31 protein-coding genes are annotated in these 26,032 nt (G+C 44.5%); 29 read left to right on the top strand and 2 right to left on the bottom strand.

What is annotated here, in order from left to right:
* Positions 1-185 precede the first annotated feature (185 nt).
* From lipM to WA325_RS04030, 3 genes are all read left to right on the top strand, one after another.
* Entirely contained in the window at positions 186-1,022 is an 837-nt protein-coding gene (gene lipM / locus WA325_RS04040) for an octanoyltransferase LipM (protein ID WP_202853063.1), read from the top strand.
* A 100-nt stretch (positions 1,023-1,122) separates the two neighbouring features.
* Positions 1,123-1,551, top strand: a complete 429-nt coding sequence (mntR, locus tag WA325_RS04035) for a transcriptional regulator MntR (protein ID WP_010334908.1) — start codon at positions 1,123-1,125, stop codon at positions 1,549-1,551.
* 126 nt (positions 1,552-1,677) lie between these two features.
* Entirely contained in the window at positions 1,678-2,553 is an 876-nt protein-coding gene (locus WA325_RS04030; protein WP_024122028.1) for a patatin-like phospholipase family protein, read from the top strand.
* On the opposite strand, the gene WA325_RS04025 is transcribed toward WA325_RS04030, so the two are convergent.
* Together WA325_RS04025 and WA325_RS04020 are read right to left on the bottom strand one after the other, a co-directional pair.
* Positions 2,550-2,945 carry an SA1362 family protein gene (locus tag WA325_RS04025; protein ID WP_044154629.1) on the bottom strand — a complete coding sequence of 132 codons (396 nt, stop codon included), beginning with the start codon at positions 2,943-2,945 and terminating at the stop codon, positions 2,550-2,552. The genes WA325_RS04030 and WA325_RS04025 overlap by 4 nt on opposite strands.
* 39 nt (positions 2,946-2,984) lie before the next feature.
* Positions 2,985-3,938, bottom strand: coding sequence for a DUF1385 domain-containing protein (locus tag WA325_RS04020; RefSeq protein WP_255003458.1), 954 nt, complete (start codon positions 3,936-3,938; stop codon positions 2,985-2,987).
* A gap of 231 nt (positions 3,939-4,169) precedes the next feature.
* Here WA325_RS04020 and WA325_RS04015 point away from each other — a divergent pair, with 231 nt between their 5' ends.
* The 26 genes from WA325_RS04015 (at position 4,170) to spoIVB (ending at position 25,884) form a co-directional block, all read left to right on the top strand.
* Entirely contained in the window at positions 4,170-4,703 is a 534-nt protein-coding gene (locus tag WA325_RS04015; RefSeq protein WP_069487192.1) for a YqhR family membrane protein, read from the top strand.
* Between the two features lie 87 nt (positions 4,704-4,790).
* The gene (gene aroQ / locus WA325_RS04010) at positions 4,791-5,231 is read left to right on the top strand and encodes a type II 3-dehydroquinate dehydratase (protein ID WP_105955586.1); all 441 of its coding nucleotides are present in this window, start codon (positions 4,791-4,793) and stop codon (positions 5,229-5,231) included.
* 2 nt (positions 5,232-5,233) lie between these two features.
* Positions 5,234-6,295 (top strand): aminopeptidase PapA, encoded by a 1,062-nt coding sequence (gene papA, locus WA325_RS04005; RefSeq protein WP_336183218.1) that lies wholly within the window; start codon positions 5,234-5,236, stop codon positions 6,293-6,295.
* Between the two features lie 24 nt (positions 6,296-6,319).
* A complete protein-coding gene (gene efp / locus WA325_RS04000; RefSeq protein WP_024122022.1) occupies positions 6,320-6,877 on the top strand; it encodes an elongation factor P in 558 nt (185 codons plus the stop codon).
* A 143-nt stretch (positions 6,878-7,020) separates the two neighbouring features.
* Positions 7,021-7,302 carry a YqhV family protein gene (locus tag WA325_RS03995; protein ID WP_010334901.1) on the top strand — a complete coding sequence of 94 codons (282 nt, stop codon included), beginning with the start codon at positions 7,021-7,023 and terminating at the stop codon, positions 7,300-7,302.
* 75 nt (positions 7,303-7,377) lie between these two features.
* Positions 7,378-8,301 (top strand): stage III sporulation protein AA, encoded by a 924-nt coding sequence (gene spoIIIAA, locus WA325_RS03990; protein WP_044154635.1) that lies wholly within the window; start codon positions 7,378-7,380, stop codon positions 8,299-8,301.
* Positions 8,295-8,810, top strand: coding sequence for a stage III sporulation protein SpoIIIAB (gene spoIIIAB / locus WA325_RS03985; protein WP_024122020.1), 516 nt, complete (start codon positions 8,295-8,297; stop codon positions 8,808-8,810). The genes spoIIIAA and spoIIIAB overlap by 7 nt, the downstream gene beginning before the upstream one ends.
* Before the next feature lie 22 nt (positions 8,811-8,832).
* Positions 8,833-9,039, top strand: coding sequence for a stage III sporulation protein AC (gene spoIIIAC, locus WA325_RS03980; RefSeq protein ID WP_003153142.1), 207 nt, complete (start codon positions 8,833-8,835; stop codon positions 9,037-9,039).
* 12 nt (positions 9,040-9,051) lie between these two features.
* Entirely contained in the window at positions 9,052-9,447 is a 396-nt protein-coding gene (spoIIIAD, locus tag WA325_RS03975) for a stage III sporulation protein AD (RefSeq protein WP_081638335.1), read from the top strand.
* A gap of 18 nt (positions 9,448-9,465) precedes the next feature.
* Entirely contained in the window at positions 9,466-10,665 is a 1,200-nt protein-coding gene (spoIIIAE, locus tag WA325_RS03970) for a stage III sporulation protein AE (protein WP_069487194.1), read from the top strand.
* 13 nt (positions 10,666-10,678) lie between these two features.
* On the top strand, positions 10,679-11,299 hold the full coding sequence (gene spoIIIAF, locus WA325_RS03965; RefSeq protein WP_044154638.1) for a stage III sporulation protein AF: 621 nt from the start codon (positions 10,679-10,681) through the stop codon (positions 11,297-11,299).
* Positions 11,292-11,981 (top strand): stage III sporulation protein AG, encoded by a 690-nt coding sequence (spoIIIAG, locus tag WA325_RS03960; RefSeq protein WP_010334895.1) that lies wholly within the window; start codon positions 11,292-11,294, stop codon positions 11,979-11,981. The genes spoIIIAF and spoIIIAG overlap by 8 nt, the downstream gene beginning before the upstream one ends.
* Entirely contained in the window at positions 11,982-12,632 is a 651-nt protein-coding gene (gene spoIIIAH, locus WA325_RS03955; RefSeq protein ID WP_010334894.1) for a stage III sporulation ratchet engulfment protein SpoIIIAH, read from the top strand.
* Positions 12,633-12,784: 152 nt separating this feature from the next.
* A complete protein-coding gene (accB, locus tag WA325_RS03950) occupies positions 12,785-13,267 on the top strand; it encodes an acetyl-CoA carboxylase biotin carboxyl carrier protein (RefSeq protein WP_105991974.1) in 483 nt (160 codons plus the stop codon).
* A gap of 11 nt (positions 13,268-13,278) precedes the next feature.
* On the top strand, positions 13,279-14,631 hold the full coding sequence (gene accC / locus WA325_RS03945; RefSeq protein WP_202853065.1) for an acetyl-CoA carboxylase biotin carboxylase subunit: 1,353 nt from the start codon (positions 13,279-13,281) through the stop codon (positions 14,629-14,631).
* A 20-nt stretch (positions 14,632-14,651) separates the two neighbouring features.
* Positions 14,652-15,059 carry a fatty acid biosynthesis protein YqhY gene (gene yqhY / locus WA325_RS03940; protein WP_010334891.1) on the top strand — a complete coding sequence of 136 codons (408 nt, stop codon included), beginning with the start codon at positions 14,652-14,654 and terminating at the stop codon, positions 15,057-15,059.
* A gap of 264 nt (positions 15,060-15,323) precedes the next feature.
* Positions 15,324-15,719 (top strand): transcription antitermination factor NusB, encoded by a 396-nt coding sequence (gene nusB, locus WA325_RS03935; RefSeq protein ID WP_024122013.1) that lies wholly within the window; start codon positions 15,324-15,326, stop codon positions 15,717-15,719.
* Positions 15,720-15,730: 11 nt separating this feature from the next.
* Entirely contained in the window at positions 15,731-16,582 is an 852-nt protein-coding gene (gene folD / locus WA325_RS03930; protein ID WP_024122012.1) for a bifunctional methylenetetrahydrofolate dehydrogenase/methenyltetrahydrofolate cyclohydrolase FolD, read from the top strand.
* Positions 16,583-16,721: 139 nt separating this feature from the next.
* Complete coding sequence (xseA, locus tag WA325_RS03925) at positions 16,722-18,068, top strand: exodeoxyribonuclease VII large subunit (protein ID WP_105955594.1); 1,347 nt, start codon at positions 16,722-16,724, stop codon at positions 18,066-18,068.
* On the top strand, positions 18,065-18,319 hold the full coding sequence (locus WA325_RS03920; protein WP_010334887.1) for an exodeoxyribonuclease VII small subunit: 255 nt from the start codon (positions 18,065-18,067) through the stop codon (positions 18,317-18,319). Before xseA ends, WA325_RS03920 begins: the two co-directional genes overlap by 4 nt.
* Entirely contained in the window at positions 18,309-19,199 is an 891-nt protein-coding gene (locus tag WA325_RS03915; RefSeq protein WP_105955595.1) for a polyprenyl synthetase family protein, read from the top strand. Before WA325_RS03920 ends, WA325_RS03915 begins: the two co-directional genes overlap by 11 nt.
* A 177-nt stretch (positions 19,200-19,376) precedes the next feature.
* Positions 19,377-21,278 (top strand): 1-deoxy-D-xylulose-5-phosphate synthase, encoded by a 1,902-nt coding sequence (dxs, locus tag WA325_RS03910; RefSeq protein WP_322008593.1) that lies wholly within the window; start codon positions 19,377-19,379, stop codon positions 21,276-21,278.
* Complete coding sequence (locus WA325_RS03905; RefSeq protein ID WP_105955597.1) at positions 21,275-22,120, top strand: TlyA family RNA methyltransferase; 846 nt, start codon at positions 21,275-21,277, stop codon at positions 22,118-22,120. Before dxs ends, WA325_RS03905 begins: the two co-directional genes overlap by 4 nt.
* 96 nt (positions 22,121-22,216) lie before the next feature.
* A complete protein-coding gene (argR, locus tag WA325_RS03900; protein WP_010334883.1) occupies positions 22,217-22,666 on the top strand; it encodes an arginine repressor ArgR in 450 nt (149 codons plus the stop codon).
* A gap of 35 nt (positions 22,667-22,701) precedes the next feature.
* Positions 22,702-24,432, top strand: a complete 1,731-nt coding sequence (gene recN, locus WA325_RS03895) for a DNA repair protein RecN (protein ID WP_105955598.1) — start codon at positions 22,702-22,704, stop codon at positions 24,430-24,432.
* A 174-nt stretch (positions 24,433-24,606) separates the two neighbouring features.
* Positions 24,607-25,884 carry a SpoIVB peptidase gene (gene spoIVB / locus WA325_RS03890; RefSeq protein ID WP_024122004.1) on the top strand — a complete coding sequence of 426 codons (1,278 nt, stop codon included), beginning with the start codon at positions 24,607-24,609 and terminating at the stop codon, positions 25,882-25,884.
* The last annotated feature ends 148 nt before the right edge of the window (positions 25,885-26,032 follow it).

Raw genomic sequence — 26,032 nt, 5'->3', positions numbered from 1 at the left:
CTACTCCTTTAACGTATAAAATCAAAACCCTGCTTCTTTTTAAACAAGGGCATAGAGACGTTTTCGACAAATACTATTATAGTAAAGCACGGCGCGATTGTCATCCATAATGGAACTAAAATATTTTTCATTTTCCCGGCAGTTTGTTAAACTGATTCTATTAAAACGGTAAGGAAGGTCTCAAAATGGAAAAAGAAACTTGGCGGTTTATAGACTCAGGAAGTGCAAGCCCGGCTTTCAATATGGCGCTTGATGAAGCGCTTTTATATTGGCACAGTGAAAAGAAAATTCCTCCGGTCATCCGTTTTTACGGCTGGAATCCGGCGACGCTTTCTGTAGGTTATTTTCAAAATATTAAAAAGGAAATCAATTTTGAAGCAGTACATAAGTATAATCTTGGATTTGTCAGACGCCCGACCGGAGGAAGAGGGGTGCTCCACGATCAGGAATTGACATACAGCGTAATCGTTTCTGAGGATCATCCGGAAATGCCGGCGACTGTAACCGAGGCATATCGGGTTATTTCAGAAGGCATACTCCAAGGCTTTAGAAATCTTGGTTTGGACGCTTATTTTGCCATTCCGAGAACCGAAAAAGAAAAAGAAAGCTTAAAGAACCCGCGCTCATCCGTTTGTTTTGACGCGCCGTCCTGGTATGAGCTTGTTGTCGAGGGACGCAAGGTGGCGGGAAGCGCGCAAACGAGACAAAAAGGCGTCATCCTTCAGCACGGCTCCATTCTGCTTGATTTGGATGAGGACAAGCTGTTTGATCTGTTTTTGTATCCGAGTGAAAGAGTCAGAGAGCGGATGCAGCGCAATTTTAAAAATAAAGCGGTTGCGATTAATGAACTCACTGATCACCCGGTGACGATGGACGATGCACGCAAGGCTTTTAAATCCGGATTTGAAACCGGCTTGAATATTCACTTGGAGCCATACGAATTATCCCAGGAAGAGCTTGATTTTGTTCAGGACTTGGCAGAAACAAAATATGCTTCTGATGAATGGAATTATAAGCGATAAAAAGGGCTTTTTGGCCTGCAGAGCATCCTTGTTTTTTCAAGTTCATTAGTGTAAACTTGTAATGATTTATAAAGTTAAGGTGCTTTTTGGGAGGGTTTCGATGACGACACCAAGTATGGAAGATTATATTGAACAGATTTATATGCTGATTGAAGAAAAAGGATATGCAAGGGTTTCTGATATCGCGGAAGCATTGGCAGTCCACCCCTCCTCTGTAACAAAAATGGTTCAAAAACTAGATAAAGACGAATATTTAATTTATGAAAAATATCGCGGTCTCGTGCTAACGTCTAAAGGAAAGAAAATAGGCAAACGGCTAGTATACAGACATGAATTGCTTGAGCAGTTTTTAAGAATCATTGGTGTTGATGAAGAGAAAATATATAACGATGTCGAAGGAATCGAGCATCATTTAAGCTGGAACAGCATTGATCGCATCGGTGATCTTGTTCAATATTTTGAAGAAGACGATGCGCGTAAAAAAGAGTTGAAATCAATCCAAAAGAAAACAGAACATCATAATCAGTAAAAAGGCGGGTCTCAAAGGAGGCCGCCTTTTTTTGATGAAATGCGCCCTGCTTCATTCATTGGTCTATTTCTTCGCGTTTTTTCTTAAAATGATAGTAAACCATTGGATGGAGGGGGAGGGTATGGGATGTATATTGACGGTGTGTTTTCTGGCGGAGGGGTAAAAGGCGTGGCGCTTGCCGGCGCTTATGAAGCACTTGAGGAAAAAGGCTTCCGCTTTGCACGGCTTGCCGGCACAAGCGCCGGCGCCGTTATTGCCGCTTTTATTGCATCAGGTTATTCAAGCAAGGAAATTCACGCTTTGATTGAAGAAGTGGACGGAGAGAGGCTGCTGGACCAGCGATACTCATTTCTCCCCTTAAAAATGCTCCAATGGGTGTCCATTTACTGGCGTTTGGGCTTGTTTAAAGGAGACACATTAGAAAAGTGGATCGCCGACCTTTTAAGAGCGAAAGGCGTACGCGTCTTTGGCGATTTGAAAAAAGGCTCTTTGCGGCTCATCGCTTCGGATCTGACAAACGGTACAATGATCGTGCTGCCGGACGACTTGGTCCGCTACGGGTTAAATCCGGATATGTTTCCGGTTGCCAGAGCGGTAAGAATGAGCTGCAGCATTCCCTATTTTTTTGAACCAATAAAATTAAAAACAGATACAGGAACTGCCACCGTAGTGGATGGGGGCGTTTTAAGCAATTTTCCCATATGGCTGTTTTCTAAAGAAAGAAAACGACCTGTTATCGGTGTGACGCTTGCGCCGAATGAAAGGGAGCGGCCGAAAAAAAATATCGGAAACGCTTTTGAACTGTTTGGCGCACTGTTTGAAACAATGAAGGATGCGCATGACGCAAGACATATCGCGTCACGCTATGAGCAAAATATCATTTTTCTTCCGGTTGACAACGTGATGGCGACCGAATTTCATTTAACACAACAAAAAAAACTAGCCCTGATTGAGCTAGGTAAAAGTCGGACAGAGCAGTTTTTAAAGCAGTGGACCTATTAAAAAAGCGCTCTGTTTTTCTTTTTATTTTTTTTTCCTTCTATGACAGTCAGCTGCGTCTGGCTTTTTTTCTTGAGAATCATCGGCTTAGGTTTGCTGGCGCTCGGTACGCTTCGAAGATGGCTTACCCGTCCTTTATGCCCGGCACGGTGCTTTGCTTTTTGTTCTTTCAGCCGGCGCCGCGATTGTTTGGCCGCTTTTTTAAAAGCCGCTCCTTCACTGCCAGTATTTCGCTTCATTACATATTTCACAATAAAATAAATAATGATACCTGCCAAGATGACGGTTATCGCCATTTTTGCCATTTCTCCGGGATTGGTTACCAGCACATAGAGGAAACCGAACGCTCCCAGCGCAATTAATACAGCAATAATAGGTTGTACACGATGATTCATAACTGTCCACCTCCGAAAGTAATAGCAGGGCAACGGATATTAGATGACGTTGTGAGAAGGCTGCTCTTTTTGTTCAGATCTTTCTTCGAGTCTGAGAAGCTCGTTAAAGCTTTCGATTGCAACTTCAACTTGGTCATCCTTAGGTTCTTTCGTCGTTAACAGCTGAAGCCAGAGGCCCGGGTACCCGAGACATTTCAAACCGGGAATATCACGCACTTTATTTGTCAGCTGCAACACTTCAAAGGAAATCCCAAGTACAACCGGTATGAGAGCGACACGATCTATAACACGCAACCAAAGCGGATCTGTCGGAACAAGCAAGTATACAAACATACCGACAATAATGGTGAATAAAATAAAGCTGGACCCGCAACGGTAATGAAGCCGTGATTGATTTTGAACGTTCTCTACAGTAATTGGCAAATTCTGTTCATAACAGTTTATGACCTTATGTTCGGCTCCATGATATTGAAACACTCTTTTAATCAGCGGTGTCATGGATAAAAAATAAATATAACCGAGCAGCAAAATCAATTTGAATAGACTTTCAACTGCGATTTGCGCTGTGTCCGATGGAAAAACCGGTCTTGTCAGTTCAGCTAAGAAAACAGGAACCAATGTAAATACGAATTTACTGAACAAAAATGATAAGACGCCGATCACTGCAAGGCTGAGATACATTGACAGCCCCGAGGCTTTTTTTTCTTCCTTAAGCGTCTCGTCCTCAGACGGATCAAGTCCATAGCGTTCACTCGAGAAATTCAAATGCTTTGTGCCGTTAGCGCTCGCTTCAATAATAGCCGCGATCCCTCTTATAAATGGTATTTTTTTTACCATGTTCAGCTTCTGATTGTGTTTCCGGGGAAGCTTGAAGAAATCAATGCTTCCGTCTGTTCTTCGTATGGCCGTAACGTAATTGTGTTTTCCGCCAAACATAACGCCTTCCACAACCGCCTGCCCGCCGTAAGCGGGCGGAATTTTATGTTTTGACATATTCATCAACCTGCCTATTTCTTTAGGATTGCTAACTATTTCCTTTCACTCTATTGTACAGGAAACAGCGCGAAACCTCTAGATTGACGGGCTGAAAATTTGCCAGAGCCTTGCTTTTTCTACATGCAGTATACCCGTTATTTTCAAATTTTACTCGCTGCTGTCAAAATGTGTGAGCTTTTTTATTGACATTTCATTTTTTGGGCACACTTTAACAAGGAGGTGGCCGTTATGACAAGTGAAAAAAATACAGATCAAAACGAACAAACAAAAGAGGATCAGGGACCGCCTGTGCCAATGGGCGGCAGGGTAGCGGCGACGGGTTTTTGCGGAGGCGTATTATGGAGTTTCGTCGGTTATATCGCCTACTTATTTCATTTTTCCGAAATCAGCCCCAATATGATATTGCAGCCATTTGTACTCGGAGAGTGGAAAAAACATGGTTTAGGAACGATTATCAGCATCATTGTGATTGGCATCATTTCGATTGGCGGGGCGTTTCTTTATTATCTTCTCTTGAAACGCTTGAAAACGATGTGGCCTGGTATGTTATACGGCTTGCTGCTTTGGCTGCTCGTGTTTTTTGTGTTTAATCCGATTTTCCAGGATGTGCGCGCCGTAACTGAATTGAAATCAGATACGATTATTACAACAATTTGCATCTATCTGCTTTACGGGCTGTTTGTCGGATATTCAATTTCATTTGAATATAATGAGCTGAACTCGGAAAAGCTGGCACGTGCGCTGGGAACACAGAGAGAATAGTGTATTATCCTTTTTTGTTATGATAAAATGTTCACGAGAAGTGAACATTTTTTACATGAGAAACCCTCGCGAAAAGGAGAGAGCCATGTGCCTCATTTTTTGATTTTGAACGGCCCGAATGTCAATCGGCTGGGGAAGCGTGAGCCGGATGTATTTGGGCGTCACACACTGACAGATATTGAAACAGATCTTTTTCAATTTGCTGAAGCCTTACATATTCAGCTTACTTTTTTCCAGTCTAATCATGAAGGCGATTTGATAGACGCCATACACGAGGCTGAGGAACAATATGACGGAATTGTTTTGAATCCGGGCGCGCTGAGCCATTACAGCTATGCAATCAGGGATGCTGTTTCGAGCATCAGCCCTCCTGTGGTTGAGGTGCATTTATCAAATTTATACGCCAGAGAAGAATTCAGGCATCAGTCAGTGATCGCTCCTGTTGCGAAAGGGCAGATTGTCGGCCTCGGATCTGAAGGCTACAAGCTTGCTGTTCGCTATTTATTAAGCCAGCAAGGGGGAGAATAAAGATGAAACTTGAGAAATTAAGAAACTTGTTCGAACAGCTGGGGATAGACGGAATGCTGATTACAAGCAGCATCAATTTGCGCTATATGACCGGTTTTACAGGGTCAGCGGGCTTAGCTGTCATATCCGGAGACAGGGCTGCGTTTATTACGGATTTCCGTTATACGGAGCAGGCGAAGGTTCAGGTAAAGGGCTTTGAAATCATTGAGCACGGCGGCAGCCTGATTCAAACCACTGCCGACACAATTGAAAAGTTCGGCATCAAACGTCTCGGTTTTGAACAAAACAGTATGACCTACGGCACATACGCGTCCTACAACGCGGTTGTCAGTGAGGCTGAATTAGTGCCTGTGGCTGAATCCGTGGAAAAGTTGCGCTTGATTAAGTCTAATGAAGAGATTAAGATATTAGAGGAAGCTGCGAAGATTGCAGATGATGCTTTCAGCCATATCTTGACGTTTATGAAACCCGGCATTTCTGAAATAGCTGTTGCCAATGAATTGGAGTTTTATATGAGAAGCCAAGGAGCGGACAGCTCTTCTTTTGATATGATTGTCGCCTCGGGCCTTCGGTCAAGCCTTCCCCATGGAGTGGCAAGTGACAAACTGATTGAAAGCGGGGATCTTGTTACGCTGGATTTTGGCGCTTACTATAAAGGATATTGTTCTGACATTACCCGAACGGTCGCTGTAGGCCAGCCTAGTGATCAATTGAAAGAAATTTATCAGGTCGTATTTGATGCTCAGGCACTCGGCGTCGAACATATTAAGCCGGGCATGACAGGCAAAGAGGCTGACGCCCTGACAAGGGATCATATCGTTGCAAAAGGCTACGGCGAGTACTTCGGCCATTCAACCGGGCATGGGCTTGGCATGGAAGTTCATGAGTCGCCGGGGCTGTCCGTCAGATCTTCAGCTATCCTTGAACCGGGCATGGTGGTTACAGTGGAGCCGGGCATTTACATACCAGAAACAGGCGGTGTCCGAATTGAAGATGACATCGTGATGACAGAAAACGGCAACCGGACAATTACCCATTCCCCAAAAGAACTCATTATTTTGTGATTGGAATATAGGAGGACATTAAACATGATTTCAGTAAACGATTTCCGTACAGGATTAACAATCGAAGTGGATGGCGGCATTTGGCGCGTCGTTGACTTCCAGCACGTAAAACCGGGTAAAGGTGCGGCATTTGTCCGTTCAAAACTTCGCAACCTGCGTACTGGCGCGATTCAGGAAAAAACATTCCGTGCTGGTGAAAAAGTGGCAAAAGCGCAAATCGAAACAAAAACAATGCAATACTTATATGCAAACGGAGACCAGCACGTATTCATGGATACAAGTTCTTATGAACAGCTTGAACTGAGTGAAACTCAAATTGAAGAGGAATTAAAATATCTGCTTGAAAATATGTCTGTACACATCATGATGTACCAAGATGAAACACTCGGTATCGAACTTCCGAACACGGTTGAGCTGAAAGTGGTAGAGACTGAACCTGGTATTAAAGGTGATACGGCATCAGGCGGTACAAAACCTGCGAAAACCGAAACTGGTCTTGTTGTAAACGTGCCGTTCTTTGTCAATGAAGGCGACACTCTTGTAGTCAACACATCAGATGGTTCTTACGTTTCAAGAGCGTAAGGAGAAAAAAGAGGCCTGTTCCCAATTGGGAGCAGGCTTTTTTTGTGCGCAAAAACAGAATCTTTCTTTTATACGAAAATGGCAAGACTACTTCCGCCAGCTAGAGCATATCATATAAAAAAATGGGAGGTTGGGAGAGTGCTATGAAATTTTTTCTTGGAAATATCAATTCTACTGTTTTGACAATGGCCGGATTGCGAGTTTTATCCTCCATGATTGAGCTGACGGCCGCGATTGTGATGCTTGTGACAAATGATGTCCGCAAAGCGGTTGTGGTCAACAGCATTCTTGCTATTGTCGGTCCGCTGATTTTTATCATCACCATGACTGTGGGAATCTACCAAATTGCCGGGCAGCTGTCATATGCAAAACTGATCTTGATTTTTACGGGTGTCGTGTTGATTTTAGCGGGTGTCCACAAATAAAGAGAGGCTTGTCATAAAGTCTGCCGCACATCATACATTTTAAAGAAGCCGATCGGTAGAAAGGAGGAGACTCTGTTGAATGAAATTGCTGACGTTCTCCCTGAATCCATGAAAAACGCCCTTTCTGAAATACCGGAACATCAATGGCTGGAAATCGAAGAAATCAGAATTCGGGTTAACCGCCCTGTTGAACTGATACGAAAAGGACAACCTCTTTTTTTGTCCTATGCGGGCACGGCCGAGGATGCCCACCTGATCCTCAGCCGGCTGAGCAATTATAGTATGTATACGCTCGAAGAAGAGCTGAAGAAAGGGTATGTCACCATCAGGGGCGGCCACAGAGTCGGACTTGCAGGCAGAGTCATTACAGAAAACGGAGGGGTGAAGGGCCTCCGCGACATTGCGTCTTTTAATATACGAATTGCCCGGCAAAAGCTTGGAATTGCAGAACCGCTGCTGCCTTATCTGCATCAAAACGGCTGGCTGAATACATTGATTATCGGTCCGCCGCAAACCGGTAAAACAACGCTGCTTCGGGATCTTGCCAGACTTGCGAGCAGCGGCAAGAACCGCATTCCGCCCGTAAAGACAGGCATTGTCGATGAACGGTCGGAAATTGCCGGGTGCCTGCGCGGCATTCCGCAGCATCAATTCGGACAGAGAATTGACGTGTTAGATGCCTGTCCGAAGGCTGAGGGGCTGATGATGATGATCCGGTCAATGAGTCCCGAGGTGATAATCGTTGATGAAATCGGAAGAACGGAGGATACAGAAGCACTTCTCGAGGCGCTGCATGCCGGTGTTTCGGTCATCGTATCCGCGCATGGCTGGAGTATTTCTGATCTGATGAAGCGGCCTTCATTAAAGCGTCTGTGGGAAGAAAAAGCCTTTGACCGCTATTTGGAATTATCCAGAACGAAGGGACCGGGCACGGTAAGCCGTATTTATGACAAAGACGGAAACGTGCTTTCGGGAACGAGGGACGTGAAAACATGCTGAAGCTGTTAGGCGCTGTATTCATTGTAGCTGCGACAACATGGACAGGTTTCGAGACGGCGAAAATTTATACAGAACGGCCAAGGCAAATCCGTCAGCTGCGTGCGGCGCTCCAATCCCTTGAGGCGGAAATTATGTACGGCCATACACCGCTTCACACCGCTTCACAGCAGATCGCAAAACAGCTTGCGCAGCCTGTTTCGGCTCTGTTTCTCAGTTTTAGCGAACAGCTGGAGAAAGGCAGTGATTCCGCTAAAACGGCATGGGAGCAAAGCTTAAAAAAAGTGTGGGACAACATGTCACTGAAAAAAGCCGAATATGATGTGCTGAAGCAATTCGGCGAGACGCTTGGGATTCACGATCGAATCTCACAGCAAAAACATATCAAGCTGGCACTTACACACTTAGAGGCATCGGAAGCGGATGCTGAGCAGGCACAAGCGAAAAATGAAAAGATGATAAAAAGTTTAGGCTTTTTAGCGGGCTTGTTACTCATTCTTCTATTGATGTAAACGTGAGGGGAGCAAAAATAAAATGGGAGTAGACGTGAATGTCATTTTTCAAATCGCCGGAGTGGGAATCGTGGTCGCTTTTTTACACACGATTTTGGACCAGATGGGAAAAAAAGAATACGCCCAGTGGGTGACGCTGTTAGGTTTTATCTATATTTTATTTATGGTCGCCACCATTGTGGATGACCTCTTTAAAAAGATAAAAGCTGTGTTTTTATTTCAAGGATAGGGGGGCTTACAGATTGACATTGTTCAAATTGTAGGTTTAGGGCTGATCGCCACCTTCCTTTCTTTGATCGTAAAAGAACAAAAGCCGACATTTGCCTTTTTAATTGTCGTATTTGCCGGATGTGTTATTTTTCTCTATTTGGTAGATCAAATCTACGACATTATCAGAATGATTGAAAAAATAGCCGTTAACGCCAATGTCAACATGGTATATGTTGAAACGATTTTAAAGATTATCGGAATCGCCTATATTGCTGAATTCGGGGCGCAGCTCACCAAGGATGCCGGTCAAGGGGCCATCGCCTCGAAAATAGAATTGGCGGGGAAAATTCTGATTCTCGTTATGGCTGTTCCTATTTTAACCGTGATTATTGAAACGATTCTCGGACTTATACCTTCCATGTCATAACCGAAAGGAGGCGGCAGATTGAAGCGTTTTCGATGGGCATTGGTTCTTGCGGTGCTGCTCGTATTCGGCTGCACAGAAATTGTACAAGCAGCAGACGATTCGGTCCAAACAGAAGAACATACCGAAACACCGGAGCAATTGGCTGAAAAAACGGCAGAGTCGCTTGAAACAGACAAGATCGGTGAATTTTGGAATGACATAATGACGGAGTACGGCGGGCTTCTGCCGGAAAGTCAAAAAGGAAGTTTGCTTGAGTTTATAAACGGCGATAAATCTTTTTCACCGCAAGAATGGCTGAAGGCTCTCTTTTCTTATTTGTTTCATGAAGTGCTTGCCAATGGAAAGCTTCTCGGCACGTTGATTTTGCTGACGATTTTTTGCGTCATTCTTCAGCTTCTGCAAAATGCATTTCAGCAAAGCACAGTCAGCAAGGTTGCCTACGCAATTGTTTATATGGTGCTGATTATCCTTGCACTGAACAGCTTTCATGTAGCGATCAATTATGCGACAGAGGCGATTCAGACGATGACCAGTTTTATTTTGGCTCTCATTCCTCTCCTGCTGGCGCTTTTGGCTTCCTCTGGAGGAGCTGTATCTGCGGCCTTCTTTCATCCTGTTATTCTTTTTCTAATGAATACGAGCGGTCTGCTGATTCAAAATATCGTCATGCCGCTGATTTTCTTATCAGCAATTCTGAGCATCGTCAGTACAATGACTGAACAATACAAAGTAACGCAGCTATCCAATCTTCTCAGAAATATTGCCATCGGAGCGCTGGCAGTCTTTCTCACTGTGTTTCTCGGCGTCATTTCTGTGCAGGGTGCCTCGGCGGCAGTGACAGACGGCATTACGCTCAGGACGGCTAAGTTTATTACCGGCAACTTCATTCCTGTTCTTGGAAGAATGTTTACTGACGCAACGGATACAGTGATCAGCGCTTCCTTATTGCTGAAAAATACGGTAGGAATCCTAGGTGTCGCCATTTTGATTTGTATTGCGGCTTTCCCGGCAATCAAAGTGCTTTCTCTCGCTTTTATTTACAAGCTGGCAGCCGCGATTCTCCAGCCGCTCGGCGGCGGTCCGGTCATTACCTGTCTCGATGTCATCAGCAAAAGCGTCATTTATATTTTTGCGGCTCTCGCTATTGTGTCTCTCATGTTTTTTTTAAGCCTTACCGTCATTATTACTGCCGGAAACCTCACGATGATGATGAAATAAAGGAGGCTGACGGATGAGTTTTTTAACTGAATGGCTTACCAGCATCGTCTTATTTATCCTATTTGCAATCGTTATTGATATGCTGCTGCCGAGCTCCAGCATGCAAAAGTACGCAAAAATGGTAGTCAGCCTGCTGCTGATCGTCGTCATGCTTACTCCAATCTTTAAACTTTTCAAAACAGACCCCGAAGTCATCTTTGAATACCTCACAAAAAACGGGCAATCGGAATCTGCCGAAATAAAAAATCAGATCAATTCAAAAAAAATAGAAATACAAGCTTCCCAGCGCGCATATATTTTAGAAGAAATGGCTGTCCAACTAAAAAAGAAAGCGGAGGAGATGTTCAGTCATGACGAATATAAAGTAGACCAAATCAAGATCACGGCAGGAGAAAAAGTAGATTCAGAAGAGGATATCAAAACAATCAGCGTGTATATGGCCCCGTCTTCTGAAAAAACGGTCCAAACGGTCGCGCCGATCGACATTAATACGGATCATGCATACGTCACGAAAGAAAAAGCGGAACAAAAAGAAGCTAAACAGATTGAGACAAAGCTTGCGGACATTTGGGAAATCGGCAGTGAGAAAATTACGGTTCATATGGAAGGCGGGGAGAGGATCGGCAATGAATAAAAACGGATTATGGAACGTATTGAAAAAGCAGTTTCTTCCGGGGCAATCGAAGGACGGCGAAAAACCGAAGCTGACCAAATATCATTACTTTCTGTTCGTTTTTGTTCTCGGCGTCTCCTTTATGCTTGTCAGCCAGCTCTTTTCTTCACCGGAGAAAACGGAAAACGCCCAGACCATAACAGCACCCGCATCAGCTGATTCGGCGGACAGCAAAGAGAAAACAGCTGAAGTGTTTAAAGCCTCTAAATCTGATGATCCTAAAAACTCTATTGGCGATTATGAAAAAGAATATGAAAACCAGCTGAAAGAAATTCTTGAAACCATTATCGGCGTGGAGGATGTCTCGGTTGTGGTCAATGTAGACGCAACGTCACTGAAGGTTTATGAAAAAAACAAATCAAGCAAAAATACAACAACTGAAGAAACAGACAAAGAAGGCGGAACTAGAAGTGTGACGGATCAAACATCAGAGGAAGAAATCGTCATGATCAGGAATGGGGATAAAGAAACCCCTGTTGTGGTTCAAACGAAAAAACCTGATATACGCGGTGTACTCGTTGTTGCTCAAGGAGTGGACAACGTTCAAATAAAACAAACCATTATTGAAGCGGTGACACGGGTCCTGGATGTTCCAAGCCACCGGGTTGCGGTTGCCCCTAAAAAAATAAAGGAGGATTCATAAATGCTAAAAAAACAAACCGTTTGGCTGTTAACCATGCTCAGTCTTGTTGTGGTGTTAAGTGTTTATTATATCATGTCGCCGGAAAGTAAAAACGCGGTGCAGATGCAAAGTGAAAAAAGCCCGTCAGACAGCGGTGAGGTAGCAACTGAAAAAACACCTGCCAAGGAAGACACAAAGGAAAAAAACGGTACTGAAACAGAGAAAGAAGACGGAACAAAGGGTACGAAAGATTCTTCATCAGACAAAGAAACCTCCGCTGAAGCGAGTGAAAAAGGAACAGTTGTGACCGAAACCGCCGATGATGATCTCTTCACAACGTACCGCCTTGATTTAGAGGATGCCAGAAGCAAGGAAAGGGAAGAACTGAATGCGATCGTATCCAGCGACGATGCGACAGCAAAGGAAAAGAGCGAAGCATATGATAAAATGACAGCCCTCAGTGAAGCGGAAGGAACAGAAAAACAGCTTGAAACACTGATTAAAACACAAGGCTATGAAGATGCCCTCGTAAATGCGGAAGGAGACAAAATCAACATCACGGTCAAGTCTGACAAACACTCCAAATCTAAAGCTACAGCCATCATAGACCTTGTTGCCAAAGAAATTAAAACGATGAAAGACGTTGCTGTCACATTTGAGCCTTCCAAATAGTTAATGAACAACCGCCCGCCGAAACGCGGGCTTTTTGCATGCCAATCATATTAGAGTTGAATTCAAAAGTCCGCTCCTGTAAGATAAACATAGTATGTACTTTTAGTAGTAACCTATAAAAAAGAAATTTCAATACATAGGAGTGCGATTGAATGTTAAATATTAAAGAAATCCATGAGCTGATTAAAACAATTGACGAATCTTCAATTGATGAATTCGTATATGAAAATGAAGGTGTTTCCCTAAAACTGAAAAAACACGAAGCGGGTACAGTACAAGTGATGCAGCAAGCACCGGCAGCACCTGTACAAGCAGCGGCTCCGCAAACGGCACAGCCGCAAGCGCAGCAAGCAGCGGCGGCACCTGCACAAGAGGCGCCGAAACAAGATGAAAACCTGCATCAAATCAAATCGCCGATGGTGGGAACATTTTATGCTTCTTCATCACCGGAAGCCGGTCCTTATGTAACTGCAGGCTCTAAAGTAAATGAAAACACAGTTGTCTGCATTGTGGAAGCAATGAAGCTATTCAACGAAATCGAAGCGGAAGTAAAAGGCGAAATCGTTGAAGTATTAGTTGAAAACGGCCAGCTGGTTGAGTATGGACAACCTCTATTTCTTGTAAAAGCAGAGTAAGGAGACTTAACATGATAAAAAAGCTATTGATCGCCAACAGAGGAGAAATTGCTGTCAGAATCATCAGAGCCTGCAAAGAGCTCGGCATTGAGACTGTCGCTGTTTATTCAGAAGCTGATAAAGATGCCCTGCATGTGCAAATGGCTGATGAGGCTTTTTGTATCGGACCGAAAGCATCAAAAGACAGCTATCTAAACGTTACAAATATCGTAAGTGTCGCCAAGCTTACCGGCACAGACGCTATTCATCCGGGATACGGATTTTTAGCTGAAAACGCCGACTTCGCGGAATTATGTGAAGAAGTGAATGTCACGTTTGTCGGACCAAGCGCTGAGGCCATTTCAAAAATGGGAACAAAAGACGTTGCGCGGGAGACGATGAAACAGGCGGGCGTGCCGATCGTTCCAGGTTCACAAGGAATTATAGAAAATGTGGAAGAAGCGGTTTCGCTGGCTAATGAAATTGGGTATCCTGTAATTATAAAAGCCACCGCAGGCGGAGGCGGAAAAGGAATCAGGGTTGCGCGCACCGAAGAGGAATTGATTAACGGCATTAAGATTACTCAGCAGGAAGCTGCAACTGCATTTGGAAATCCTGGAGTTTACATCGAAAAATACATAGAGGATTTTCGTCATGTTGAGATCCAAGTGCTTGCCGATAATTATGGAAATACCATTCATTTGGGCGAACGCGACTGCTCGATTCAAAGACGCCTTCAAAAGCTTTTGGAAGAATCACCATCACCTGCGCTTGATTCAGAAATCAGAGAGCAGATGGGTGAAGCAGCGGTTAAGGCTGCAAAAGCAGTTGGCTACACAGGCGCGGGCACAGTTGAATTTATTTATGACTACAGAGAACAGCGCTACTACTTTATGGAAATGAACACAAGAATTCAAGTAGAGCACCCAGTCACAGAAATGGTGACAGGAACAGACCTGATTAAGGAACAAATCAAAGTCGCATCAGGAATGGAACTCAGCCTCAAACAAGAAGATGTTCTATTTGAAGGTTGGGCCATCGAATGCCGAATTAATGCGGAAAACCCAAGCAAAAATTTCATGCCGTCACCTGGTGAAATCAAAATGTATCTGCCGCCGGGCGGTTTAGGTGTCCGTGTAGATTCAGCCGCGTATCCGGGCTATACCATCCCTCCGTACTACGACAGCATGATTGCGAAAGTAATCACATACGGAAAAACGAGAGATGAAGCGGTTGCCCGCATGAAGCGCGCATTAAGCGAATTCGTCATCGAAGGCATAGAAACAACAATCCCGTTCCACATCAAACTGCTTGAACACGAAACATTTGTCAGCGGAGAGTTTAATACGAAGTTTTTAGAAACATATGATGTAATGGGCTCATAATTTTTACGGAGGTGAATTGAATGAAAGACAACAGCTTGCTTAAAATGGATCATGAAGACACGCATTTAGGTAAGGTTGAGATCGCGCCGGAAGTCATTGAGGTGATTGCCGGTATCGCAGCTTCAGAAGTTGACGGCGTTGCTGAAATGCGCGGGAACTTTGCGACAGGCGTCGTCGAGCGCTTCGGCAAAGTAAACCACGGCAAAGGCGTAAAAGTCGACTTGGCGGATGACGGAATTACGATCGATGTCTACTGTGTTGTCGCATTCGGCGTTTCCATTCCGAAAGTCGCAGCGGCCGTTCAGGAAAACATTCGTCAAACCTTATTAAATATGACGTCTCTTTCAATTAACGAGATCAATATTCACATCGTCGGCATTCAATTTGACACAAAAGCCCAGGAAGTCGAAATCGACGAAGAAATGTAAATGGCTTAACAGGAAACCAAGGGGAGGGCGGCCCTTTGGTTTTTTTACACGTTACCCTTTATTTCAAAGCATGAAGAAAGCCGGCTCAAGGCAGCCGAGTTTCTTCATGATCGTGAAATCCGAATGATCATATGAAGGTGTGTAAAAATATTCGGTAATAGGGTCGAAAAACCTTGATTTCAATATGCGGATACGAAAAAAATATGTTATGATCTCTTTATGGCTTAACGACAAGCGGATAAAGAGGATCAAAGGAGAAAGAAAATGAAAAGAAGAACAGCAAGAGAAAAAGCTTTGCAGGCACTATTTCAAATTGATGTCAGCGATATTGCAGTGAATGAAGCCATTGAACACGCATTAGATGAAGAAAAGACAGATCCTTTCTTTGAAAAGCTTGTATACGGTGTACTTGAACACCAGGTTCAGCTGGATGAAATGATTTCGAAACATCTGGTGAATTGGAAGCTTGACCGGATTGCCAATGTTGACCGTGCTATTTTGCGTCTGGCAGCATACGAAATGGCATATGCCGAAGACATTCCGGTAAATGTCTCCATGAACGAAGCGATTGAGCTGGCGAAACGGTTTGGTGATGACAAAGCGACAAAATTTGTAAACGGGGTTCTTTCTAACATTAAATCTGATATTGAACAATCATAGGAGGAAAGAAAATGACTGCAACAATCATCGACGGAAAAGAAACGGCAAAAGAAAAACGCGAACAATTGGCAAAAGAAGTAGAAGAGCTTAAAAAGCAAGGCGTCACTCCCGGCCTGGCGGTTATTTTGATTGGAGATGACCCAGCTTCTCATTCTTACGTGCGGGGAAAGAAAAAAGCAGCAGAAACAATGGGCATGAATTTTAAGCTTGATCAATTCGACAGCAGCCTCACAGAAGCTGAACTGCTTTCGATTATTGACAAATACAATGAAGACCCTGAGTTTCACGGAATTCTCGTTCAGCTTCCGCTTCCAGACCATATTTCTGAAAAAGCGGTGATTGAACGTATTTCTCCTGATAAGGATGTAGACGGTTTTCATCCGTTAAATGTAGGGAAAATGCTGCTAGGCGAAGATACATTTCTTCCTTGCACGCCGCACGGAATTGTTGAGCTTTTGAAGAAAACCAATATTGACCTTTCCGGTAAAGAGGTTGTTGTAGTCGGCCGAAGCAATATTGTCGGTAAACCTGTCGGCCAGCTTTTATTAAATGAAAACGCGACAGTGACATACTGTCATTCAAGAACAAAAGATATATCTGAACATACGAAAAAAGCGGACATCCTGGTGGTGGCGGTCGGTAAAGCCAACTTCATCACTGCTGACCAGATGAAAGAAGGCGCCATCGTTATTGACGTCGGCGTTAACCGTTTGGAAAGCGGAAAGCTTTGCGGAGACGTTGAGTTTGAAGGTGCGAAGGAAAAAGCATCCTTTATTACACCCGTTCCGGGCGGAGTCGGTCCTATGACCATCACGATGCTTGCGCATAATACTGTTAAATCTGCGAAACGTACGTTATCATAGATCTTTGGAGATATTCAGAGACAGGCTAAAAACCCTGCCTCTGGATAATGAGCACGATACCCGCTTCTTCAGGCTCCTTAAGCCAGAGCGGGTTTTCTTTAGTTATGGTGCAGGAATGCTTACGAGAGGAGTTTGAGACATGGGTGAAACAGCGTATGTTACTGTCTCAGCGCTGACAAAGTATATAAAACGAAAATTCGATGTAGATCCTCACCTTGAAAATATTTGGATTAAAGGCGAATTATCGAATGTAAAGATACACACGAGAGGCCATATTTACTTCACGTTAAAAGACGAAAACGCCCGGATGCAGTCGGTCATGTTCGCCAGACAGAGCGAGCGTCTTCCTTTTAAACCTGAAAACGGTATGAAAGTGCTGGTGAGAGGCGGAATTTCCGTATACGAACCGAGCGGGAACTATCAATTATATGCAAAAGAAATGCAGCCTGACGGGGTCGGAGCGCTTTATTTAGCGTATGAAGAATTAAAAAAGAAGCTAGCCGGAGAAGGTTTATTTGACGAACGCTACAAAAAACAAATCCCCGCATTTCCAGCCACAATCGGGGTTGTGACATCACCCACAGGTGCTGCTGTCAGAGATGTCATTACAACTCTAAAAAGAAGATATCCCCTTGTAAAAGTCATTGTTCTTCCAGCGCTCGTTCAGGGTGAAAATGCGAGCAGATCAATCGTTAGGCGCATTGAAGAGGCGAATGAAAAACAGGCGTGCGACGTATTAATTGTCGGAAGAGGCGGCGGATCGATTGAGGAACTGTGGGCGTTTAACGAAGAAATCGTAGCGCGTGCAATCTTTGCTTCCAACATACCGGTCATTTCGGCAGTCGGGCATGAGACGGATTTTACCATCAGTGATTTTGTTGCGGATATCAGAGCGGCGACACCTACAGGAGCAGCTGAGATTGCAGTGCCCCATACCACTGATTTAATTGAACGGACGAAAACGACGGAAGTCAGAATGACAAGAGCGATGCAGCAGCATCTCATCCAAAAAAAAGAACGGGTTCAAACACTTCAATCCTCATATGCATTTCGCTTTCCTAAGCGGCTGTTTGAGCAAAAAGAGCAGCAGTTTGACCTTGCATATCAGCAGTTTCAAGCTCAGCTTACCGCGCTGTTGGACCGGAAAAGCAGACAGCTTGAGCGTGAAACATACAGATTAGAGGCGCTGCATCCCCATGAACAGCTGAAACAGGCGAGAAAACGGTATGAGGATCAGACGAATCAGCTGAAAAAAAATATGAATATCCAAATGAAGCAGCTGCATTCTCAGTTTCAAACCGTTCTTGGCAAGCTGAACGCGCTAAGTCCCCTTCAAATTATGGAAAGAGGATACAGCTTGGCTTATAAAGAAGATGAACTCATAAAAAGCGTCAGTCAGATCGAAGAGAAAGACCAGCTTGAGGTAAAGCTGAAGGATGGCGTGCTGACCTGTGAAGTATTAAATAAGAGAGGGGAAGAAAAATGACAGACATGAAAAAAAATGAAAATATGACGTTTGAAGAAGCGATGAAAGGCTTAGAAAGCATTGTATCAAAGCTTGAAGAAGGCGATGTGCCTCTGGAGCAAGCAATTAACTACTTTCAAGAAGGAATGGCTCTTTCAAAAATGTGCCATGAAAAGCTTCAAAAAGTAGAAAAGCAAATGGACTTCATTTTAAAAGAAGACGGCGAACTGGCACCTTTTAGTGTTCAGGAGGAAGACGAAGGTGACAAATAAATTAGCTAGCTTTCTGGCGGAGCGTAAAAAAACGATTGAAAAACAGCTCTTTGTATATACAGAAAACCTTAATATCCCGGATTCATTAAAAAAATCTATGCTGTATTCTCTTGAGGCCGGAGGGAAACGGCTGCGGCCTCTCATCGTGCTGGCGGTTTTGAATGCGTACGGAAAAAGTGAAAAAGACGGTATCCCAGTCGGGTGCGCTGTTGAAATGATTCACACGTATTCATTAATTCATGATGATCTGCCTTGCATGGATGATGATGATCTGCGCCGCGGAAAGCCGACAAACCATAAAGTATTTGGTGAAGCCACGGCTGTTTTAGCGGGAGACGGGCTGCTGACGGAAAGCTTTAAGCTGATTACATCCCATGTGTCAGACGAAGTATCCGCAGAAAAGCGGCTTCGTCTTGTGAATGAACTGATTTCAGCAGCGGGAACCGAGGGCATGGTCGGGGGGCAGATTGCCGATATGGAAGCAGAAAACCGTCAGGTCACGCTTGAAGAACTTGAATCCATTCATGAACGGAAAACAGCCAAACTGCTCGGTTTTGGCGTCATCGCCGGCGCTATTTTGGCGGATGCGCCTGAGGAAGAAATTGAAACATTGCGCGTCTTCAGCAGCCACATTGGAATCGGTTTTCAAATCAGAGACGACATTTTAGATGTAGAAGGCAGTGAAGAAAAAATCGGCAAACGTGTCGGCTCGGATACAACGAACGACAAATCGACTTATCCGTCACTTCTGTCACTGGAAGGGGCCAAAAAGAAATTGGACGGTCACATAAAAGAAGCAAAGCGCTTGATCGACGGGCTCTCCCTTCAAAAAGACCTTTTGTATGAGCTTTGTGATTTAATTGCGGCAAGAGACCACTAAAACGATCCTTATTTGAAGCGGCTGCACGACATATGGTAAAATGTAAGCAGTTTCGATGAAAATCAAAAGGAAGAGCGCGTTTGTCTTTTTTTATGCCTGAGAAATGATCTGAGTTCAGCTCGGCATTTAAGACATATATCAATGCAGAAATTCATGCTGAAAGTGAGTTGATCCGCTTTGGATCTTTTATCAATACAGGACCCGTCGTTTTTAAAAAACATGTCCATTGATGAATTAGAGAAATTAAGTGATGAAATCCGTCAGTTTCTGATTACGACTTTATCGGCTTCTGGCGGTCACATTGGCCCTAATTTGGGTGTCGTTGAGCTTACCGTTGCATTGCATAAGGAATTTAACAGCCCGAAAGACAAGTTTTTGTGGGATGTAGGCCATCAGTCTTATGTCCATAAGCTGCTGACGGGCCGGGGAAAAGAATTTGAGACCCTTCGTCAGTATAAAGGGCTTTGCGGATTCCCGAAGCGGAGCGAAAGCGAACATGACGTATGGGAAACCGGTCACAGCTCAACTTCCTTATCAGGTGCGATGGGGATGGCGGCCGCTCGCGATATTAAAGGAACGGATGAGTTTATCATTCCGATTATCGGTGATGGTGCGCTGACCGGCGGAATGGCGCTTGAAGCGCTGAACCATATCGGTGACGAGAAAAAAGACATGATTGTTATCCTCAACGATAATGAAATGAGTATCGCTCCGAATGTCGGTGCTATTCATTCCATGCTCGGACGGCTGCGAACAGCCGGGAAATATCAATGGGTGAAAGATGAGCTTGAATACCTGTTTAAGAAGATTCCGGCTGTTGGGGGCAAGCTTGCCGCCACGGCAGAACGTGTCAAAGACAGCCTGAAGTATATGCTTGTCTCAGGCATGTTTTTCGAGGAACTCGGATTTACTTATTTAGGCCCGGTGGACGGACACTCTTATCATGAGCTGATTGAGAATCTTCAATACGCTAAAAAAACAAAAGGCCCTGTCCTTCTGCATGTGATCACCAAAAAAGGAAAAGGGTACAAACCTGCTGAAACCGATACGACCGGTACGTGGCACGGAACCGGCCCATATAAAATTAATACAGGTGACTTTGTAAAACCAAAAGCCGCAGCGCCTGCATGGAGCAGCCTTGTCAGCGGCACAGTACAGCGAATGGCACGTGAGGACGAGCGAATCGTGGCGATAACACCGGCAATGCCTGTGGGTTCGAAGCTTGAAGGCTTTGCGCAGGAATTTCCTGACCGAATGTTCGATGTCGGAATTGCAGAGCAGCATGCCGCTACAATGGCAGCAGCTATGGCATTACAAGGGATGAAGCCGTTTCTGGCTATCTATTCAACCTTCCTGCAGCGTGCATATGACCAGGTTGTTCATGACATCTGCCGTCAAAACGCCAATGTGTTTATCGGAATTGACCGTGCCGGATTAGTCGGTGCAGATGGCGAGACGCATCAAGGCGTATTTGATATCGCGTTTATGCGCCACATTCCAAATGTGGTCTTAATGATGCCAAAGGATGAAAATGAAGGGCAGCATATGGTTCATACAGCGCTCAGCTATGACGACGGTCCGATCGCCATGCGTTTTCCGCGCGGAAACGGCCTCGGCGTCAAAATGGATGAACAGCTTAAAACGATCCCAATCGGCACGTGGGAGGTGCTGCGTCCGGGGAGCGACGCGGTCATCTTAACATTTGGAACAACAATTGAAATGGCGCTTGAAGCTGCTGAAGAGCTGCAAAAAGAAGGCCTTTCCGTACGTGTCGTCAACGCGCGATTCATTAAGCCGATTGATGAAAAGATGATGAAGGACATACTAAATGAAGGCTTGCCGATTCTAACGATTGAAGAAGCGGTCTTAGAAGGCGGATTCGGAAGCGCGGTTTTAGAATTCGCTCATGATCAGGGGATGTATCATACGCCGATCGACAGAATGGGCATACCGGATCGATTTATAGAACATGGTAGCGTAACGGCGCTTCTTGAAGAAATAGGATTAACGAAACAGCAGGTGGCAGACAGAATTCGATTGCTGGCACCGCCGAAGACACATAAAGGAATTGGATCATGACGGCTAAGAAAGAACGATTAGATGTATTACTAGTGGAAAGAGGGCTTGCGGAAACGCGGGAAAAAGCGAAACGGGCCATTATGGCAGGGATCGTGTATTCGAATGAAAACCGCTTGGACAAGCCTGGAGAAAAAATTGACCGCGAGCTTCCGTTGACCATCAAAGGAAACCCGCTGAAATATGTGAGCAGAGGCGGCTTAAAGCTTGAAAAAGCGCTGGAAGAATTTCCTGTCTCTGTTCAGGACAAAATTATGATTGATATCGGTTCCTCCACCGGCGGCTTTACAGACTGTGCTCTGCAAAACGGCGCAAAACAGTCGTACGCGGTGGATGTAGGCTATAATCAGCTTGCATGGAAGCTAAGACAGGACGAACGCGTCGTCGTGATGGAACGCACGAATTTCCGTTATGCGACTCCGGCAGACTTCACAAAGGGCATGCCGGAGTTTGCTACGATTGATGTATCCTTTATTTCACTTCGGCTGATCCTGCCCGTTTTAAAAACATTGCTTGTACCGGGCAGCGATTGTATTGCGCTTGTCAAGCCTCAGTTTGAAGCAGGCCGGGAATCTGTCGGCAAAAAAGGCATTGTCAGAGATCCGAAGGTGCATGCAGATGTCCTGCGGCGTATGGTCAGTTTTTCGGCTGGCGAAGGCTATATCTGCAAAGGCCTGTCATTTTCTCCAATTACGGGAGGAGACGGAAATATTGAATTTCTCCTCCATTTGCATTGGCCGGAAGAAGGTCAAGAAGGCGCTGGCTTGCCTGAGGAGGAAATCAGCCGTATAGTGGAAGAAGCACATAAGACGTTAAAAGAAAAAAAAGCAGATGTACCGGAATAATAGGGCGCTATTATTCCTTTTTTCTGCATTCATGTACTTTTTGCGGAGAATCATATACCATATAAGAACAGATAAGCTGGAAATAGAGGTGCTTACATGAACAAAGGCCAGAGGCATATCAAAATCAGAGAAATCATTACAAGCAATGAAATCGAAACCCAAGATGAATTGGTCGACATGCTGAAGCAAGATGGATACAAGGTGACACAAGCCACGGTTTCACGTGATATTAAAGAGCTTCACCTTGTGAAGGTGCCGACAAATAACGGCTCATATAAATACAGCCTACCGGCGGACCAGCGTTTCAATCCGCTGTCTAAGCTGAAACGGTCACTGATGGATGCTTTTGTGAAAATAGACTCAGCAAGCCATATGATTGTGCTGAAAACCATGCCGGGCAATGCCCAGGCAATCGGAGCGCTTATGGACAATCTGGACTGGGACGAAATTATGGGGACCATTTGCGGAGATGACACCATTTTAATTATTTGCCGGACTCCTGAAGATACCGACGGCGTAAAAAGCCGGCTCCTAGAGCTGCTGTAAAGGAAATCTAACAAAGATAAGAGGTGTAATGCTGTTTGTTAGCTGAATTATCGATTAAAAACTTTGCCATTATTGAGGAACTGACGGTTTCTTTTGAACGCGGGCTTACGGTTTTAACAGGAGAAACCGGAGCCGGCAAATCCATCATCATAGATGCCATTTCACTTTTGGTCGGTGGCCGCGGTTCATCTGAATTTGTCAGATATGGAGAAACAAAAGCCGAGCTTGAAGGGCTGTTTCTGTTAGACAGCGGCCATCCCGTTTTTGACGTTTGTGCTGAACAGGGGATTGACGTTTCAGATGAAATGATCGTCATGAGAAGGGATATCAGCACGAACGGAAAAAGCGTATGCCGGGTTAATGGCAAACTTGTAACGATTGCGTCGCTTAGAGAAATCGGCAGGCTTTTATTAGATATTCACGGGCAGCACGATAACCAGCTGTTAATGGAGGACGAAAACCATCTTCAGCTTTTGGACAAGTTTGCGGGAGCCGAAGTGGAAAGCGCACTTCAGGCGTATCAGGAAGGCTATCAGCGCTATATGAAGCTGCTTAAAAAGCTGAAGCAGCTTTCTGAAAGTGAGCAGGAAATGGCACACCGGCTTGATCTGATTCAATTTCAGCTGGAAGAAATCGAATCAGCAAAGCTCGAACTGAGCGAAGATGAGCAGCTGCAAGAAGAGCGCCAGCAAATTTCAAATTTTGAGAAAATATATGAATCACTGCAAAATGCTTATAACGCGCTGCGCAGCGAGCAGGGCGGTCTGGACTGGGTCGGAATGGCGTCGTCTCAGCTTGAAGATTTATCCGATATTAACGAACCGCTGCAAAAACTTTCTGAGAGTGTTTCGAACTCCTACTACCTTTTAGAGGACGCTACATTTCAGATGAGAAATATGCTGGATGAGCTTGAATATGACCCCGAGCGCTTGAATTTTATTGAGACGCGTCTTAATGAGATCAAGCAGCTGAAGCGGAAATACGGGGCAACCGTTGAAGATATTTTAGAATATGCTTCTAAAATTGAAGAAGAGATTGATCAAATTGAAAACAGAGACAGCCATCTGCAAAGCCTGAAGCAGGAGCTGGATTCGGTTGGTAAAGATGTTGCAGTGGAAGCGGCAAACGTTTCCCGAATCCGAAAAACGTGGGCGAAAAAGCTGGCTGAGGAAATCCATCGTGAACTGAAAAGCTTATATATGGAAAAGTCGACTTTCGATACGGAGTTTAAGGTCAGAACGGCGACCCGCGGTGAGGAAGCGCCGGTCGTAAACGGACAGCCTGTTCAGCTCACTGAACAAGGGATTGATCTGGTGAAGTTTTTAATTTCCACCAATACGGGCGAGCCGCTGAAATCTCTTTCTAAAGTCGCTTCCGGCGGAGAGCTGTCGAGGGTCATGCTTGCCATTAAAAGCATTTTTTCCTCCCAGCAGGACGTTACCTCGATTATATTTGACGAGGTAGATACAGGCGTAAGCGGCAGGGTCGCTCAGGCTATTGCTGAAAAGATTCACAAAGTATCGATGGGATCACAAGTGCTATGCATTACGCACCTGCCTCAGGTAGCAGCCATGGCCGATACCCATCTTTACATTGCGAAAGAATTAAAAGACGGAAGAACGACGACGCGTGTAAAGCCGCTGACTAAACAAGAGAAGGTGACGGAAATCGGACGCATGATAGCAGGAGTCGAAGTCACAGACTTGACGAAACGCCATGCGAAAGAGCTGTTAAAACAAGCGGATCAAGTCAAAACAACTGGGTAAGCTGCGCGATATGCGCAGCTTATTTTTTTGTATACACATCCATTCGTTCATCAGTATATCCAATGTTTTTCTTTATAAGACAGTTATAAATAAGGGCTGAGAAGGCAAAAGTAATGATGTAGCAGCAATTCATAAAGAAGGTGTGGGGTAGGAGCGAGGAGAGTGAAGTAGTGAATGCCGGATAACATCAGAAAAGCAATAGGTTTAATTCTCCTTGTTTCGTTATTAAGTGTAGGTTTATGCAAACCATTAAAAGAGTATTTACTGATTCCAACGCAAATGAGAGTATTTGAAACCCAAACACAAGCCATTGAAACGAGTTTATCGGTAAACGCCCAGGAAAAATCATCAGAAGCGTTTACAGTTGAGAAAGACCCGCATGAAATCAAAGTTACAGGCAAAAAATCAGGCCAGTCAGAATTAGTATATGATCTTGCCGGATTTCCAATCAAAAAAACAAAAGTGCAAGTTCTTCCGGATTTAAAAGTCATACCGGGCGGGCAATCCATCGGTGTCAAACTTCATTCCGTGGGAGTCCTTGTCGTCGGATTTCATCAAATTAACACAAGCGAAGGGAAAAAATCCCCTGGTGAATCGGCAGGTATTACAGCAGGCGACATTATTATTGAGATGAATGGACAGAAAATTGAAAAAATGAATGATGTTGCCCCATTTATTCAAAAAGCGGGAAACACCGGAGAGTCACTTGATTTGCTGATCAAACGTGATAAACAGAAGATCAAAACAAAGCTGATTCCTCAAAAGGATGAAGCTGAAGGCAAATACCGAATCGGTCTATATATAAGGGATTCTGCCGCGGGCATCGGCACAATGACCTTTTATGAGCCGAAAACAAAAAAATACGGAGCGCTTGGCCACGTGATCTCCGATATGGATACGAAAAAACCAATCGTCGTGGAAGATGGAGAAATTGTCAAATCGACTGTGACATCAATTGAAAAAGGGACAGGCGGAAATCCTGGAGAAAAACTGGCGCGATTTTCCTCTGAACGCAAAACGATCGGGGACATTAACAGAAACAGCCCATTTGGAATCTTCGGCACGTTACATCAGCCGATTAAAAACAAAATATCAGATAAGGCGCTGCCGGTTGCCTTTTCAAATGAAGTGAAAAAAGGGCCTGCGGAAATCTTAACGGTCATTGATGATGATAAGGTAGAAAAGTTTGATATCGAAATCGTCAGCACGACACCGCAAAAATTTCCGGCTACAAAAGGAATGGTCTTGAAAATTACCGATCCAAGACTGCTGAAGGAAACAGGCGGCATTGTACAAGGCATGAGCGGAAGCCCAATCATTCAAAATGGAAAGGTCGTCGGCGCTGTCACCCATGTGTTTGTCAACGACCCGACAAGCGGTTACGGTGTGCATATTGAATGGATGCTGTCTGAAGCAGGAATCGATATTTACGGAAAAGAAAAAGCAAGCTGACTGCCGGATCTCCGGCAGTTTTTTGCTTTTCACCCTCTTCACTTCTCATCATACATACGTTAAAATGAACAAAAGAAGATTTTTCGACAAATTCACGTTTCCTTATTTGTCAAATTTCATTTTTAGTCGAAAAACAGAGAAAAACATA

Origin of the sequence: Bacillus sp. 205(2023) (assembly GCF_037027485.1) — a bacterium.
Classification (GTDB): Bacteria; Bacillota; Bacilli; order Bacillales; family Bacillaceae; genus Bacillus; species Bacillus halotolerans.
The sequence above is the reverse complement of the archived record's forward strand: the minus strand, read 5'-3'. Positions and strand labels throughout refer to the sequence as shown.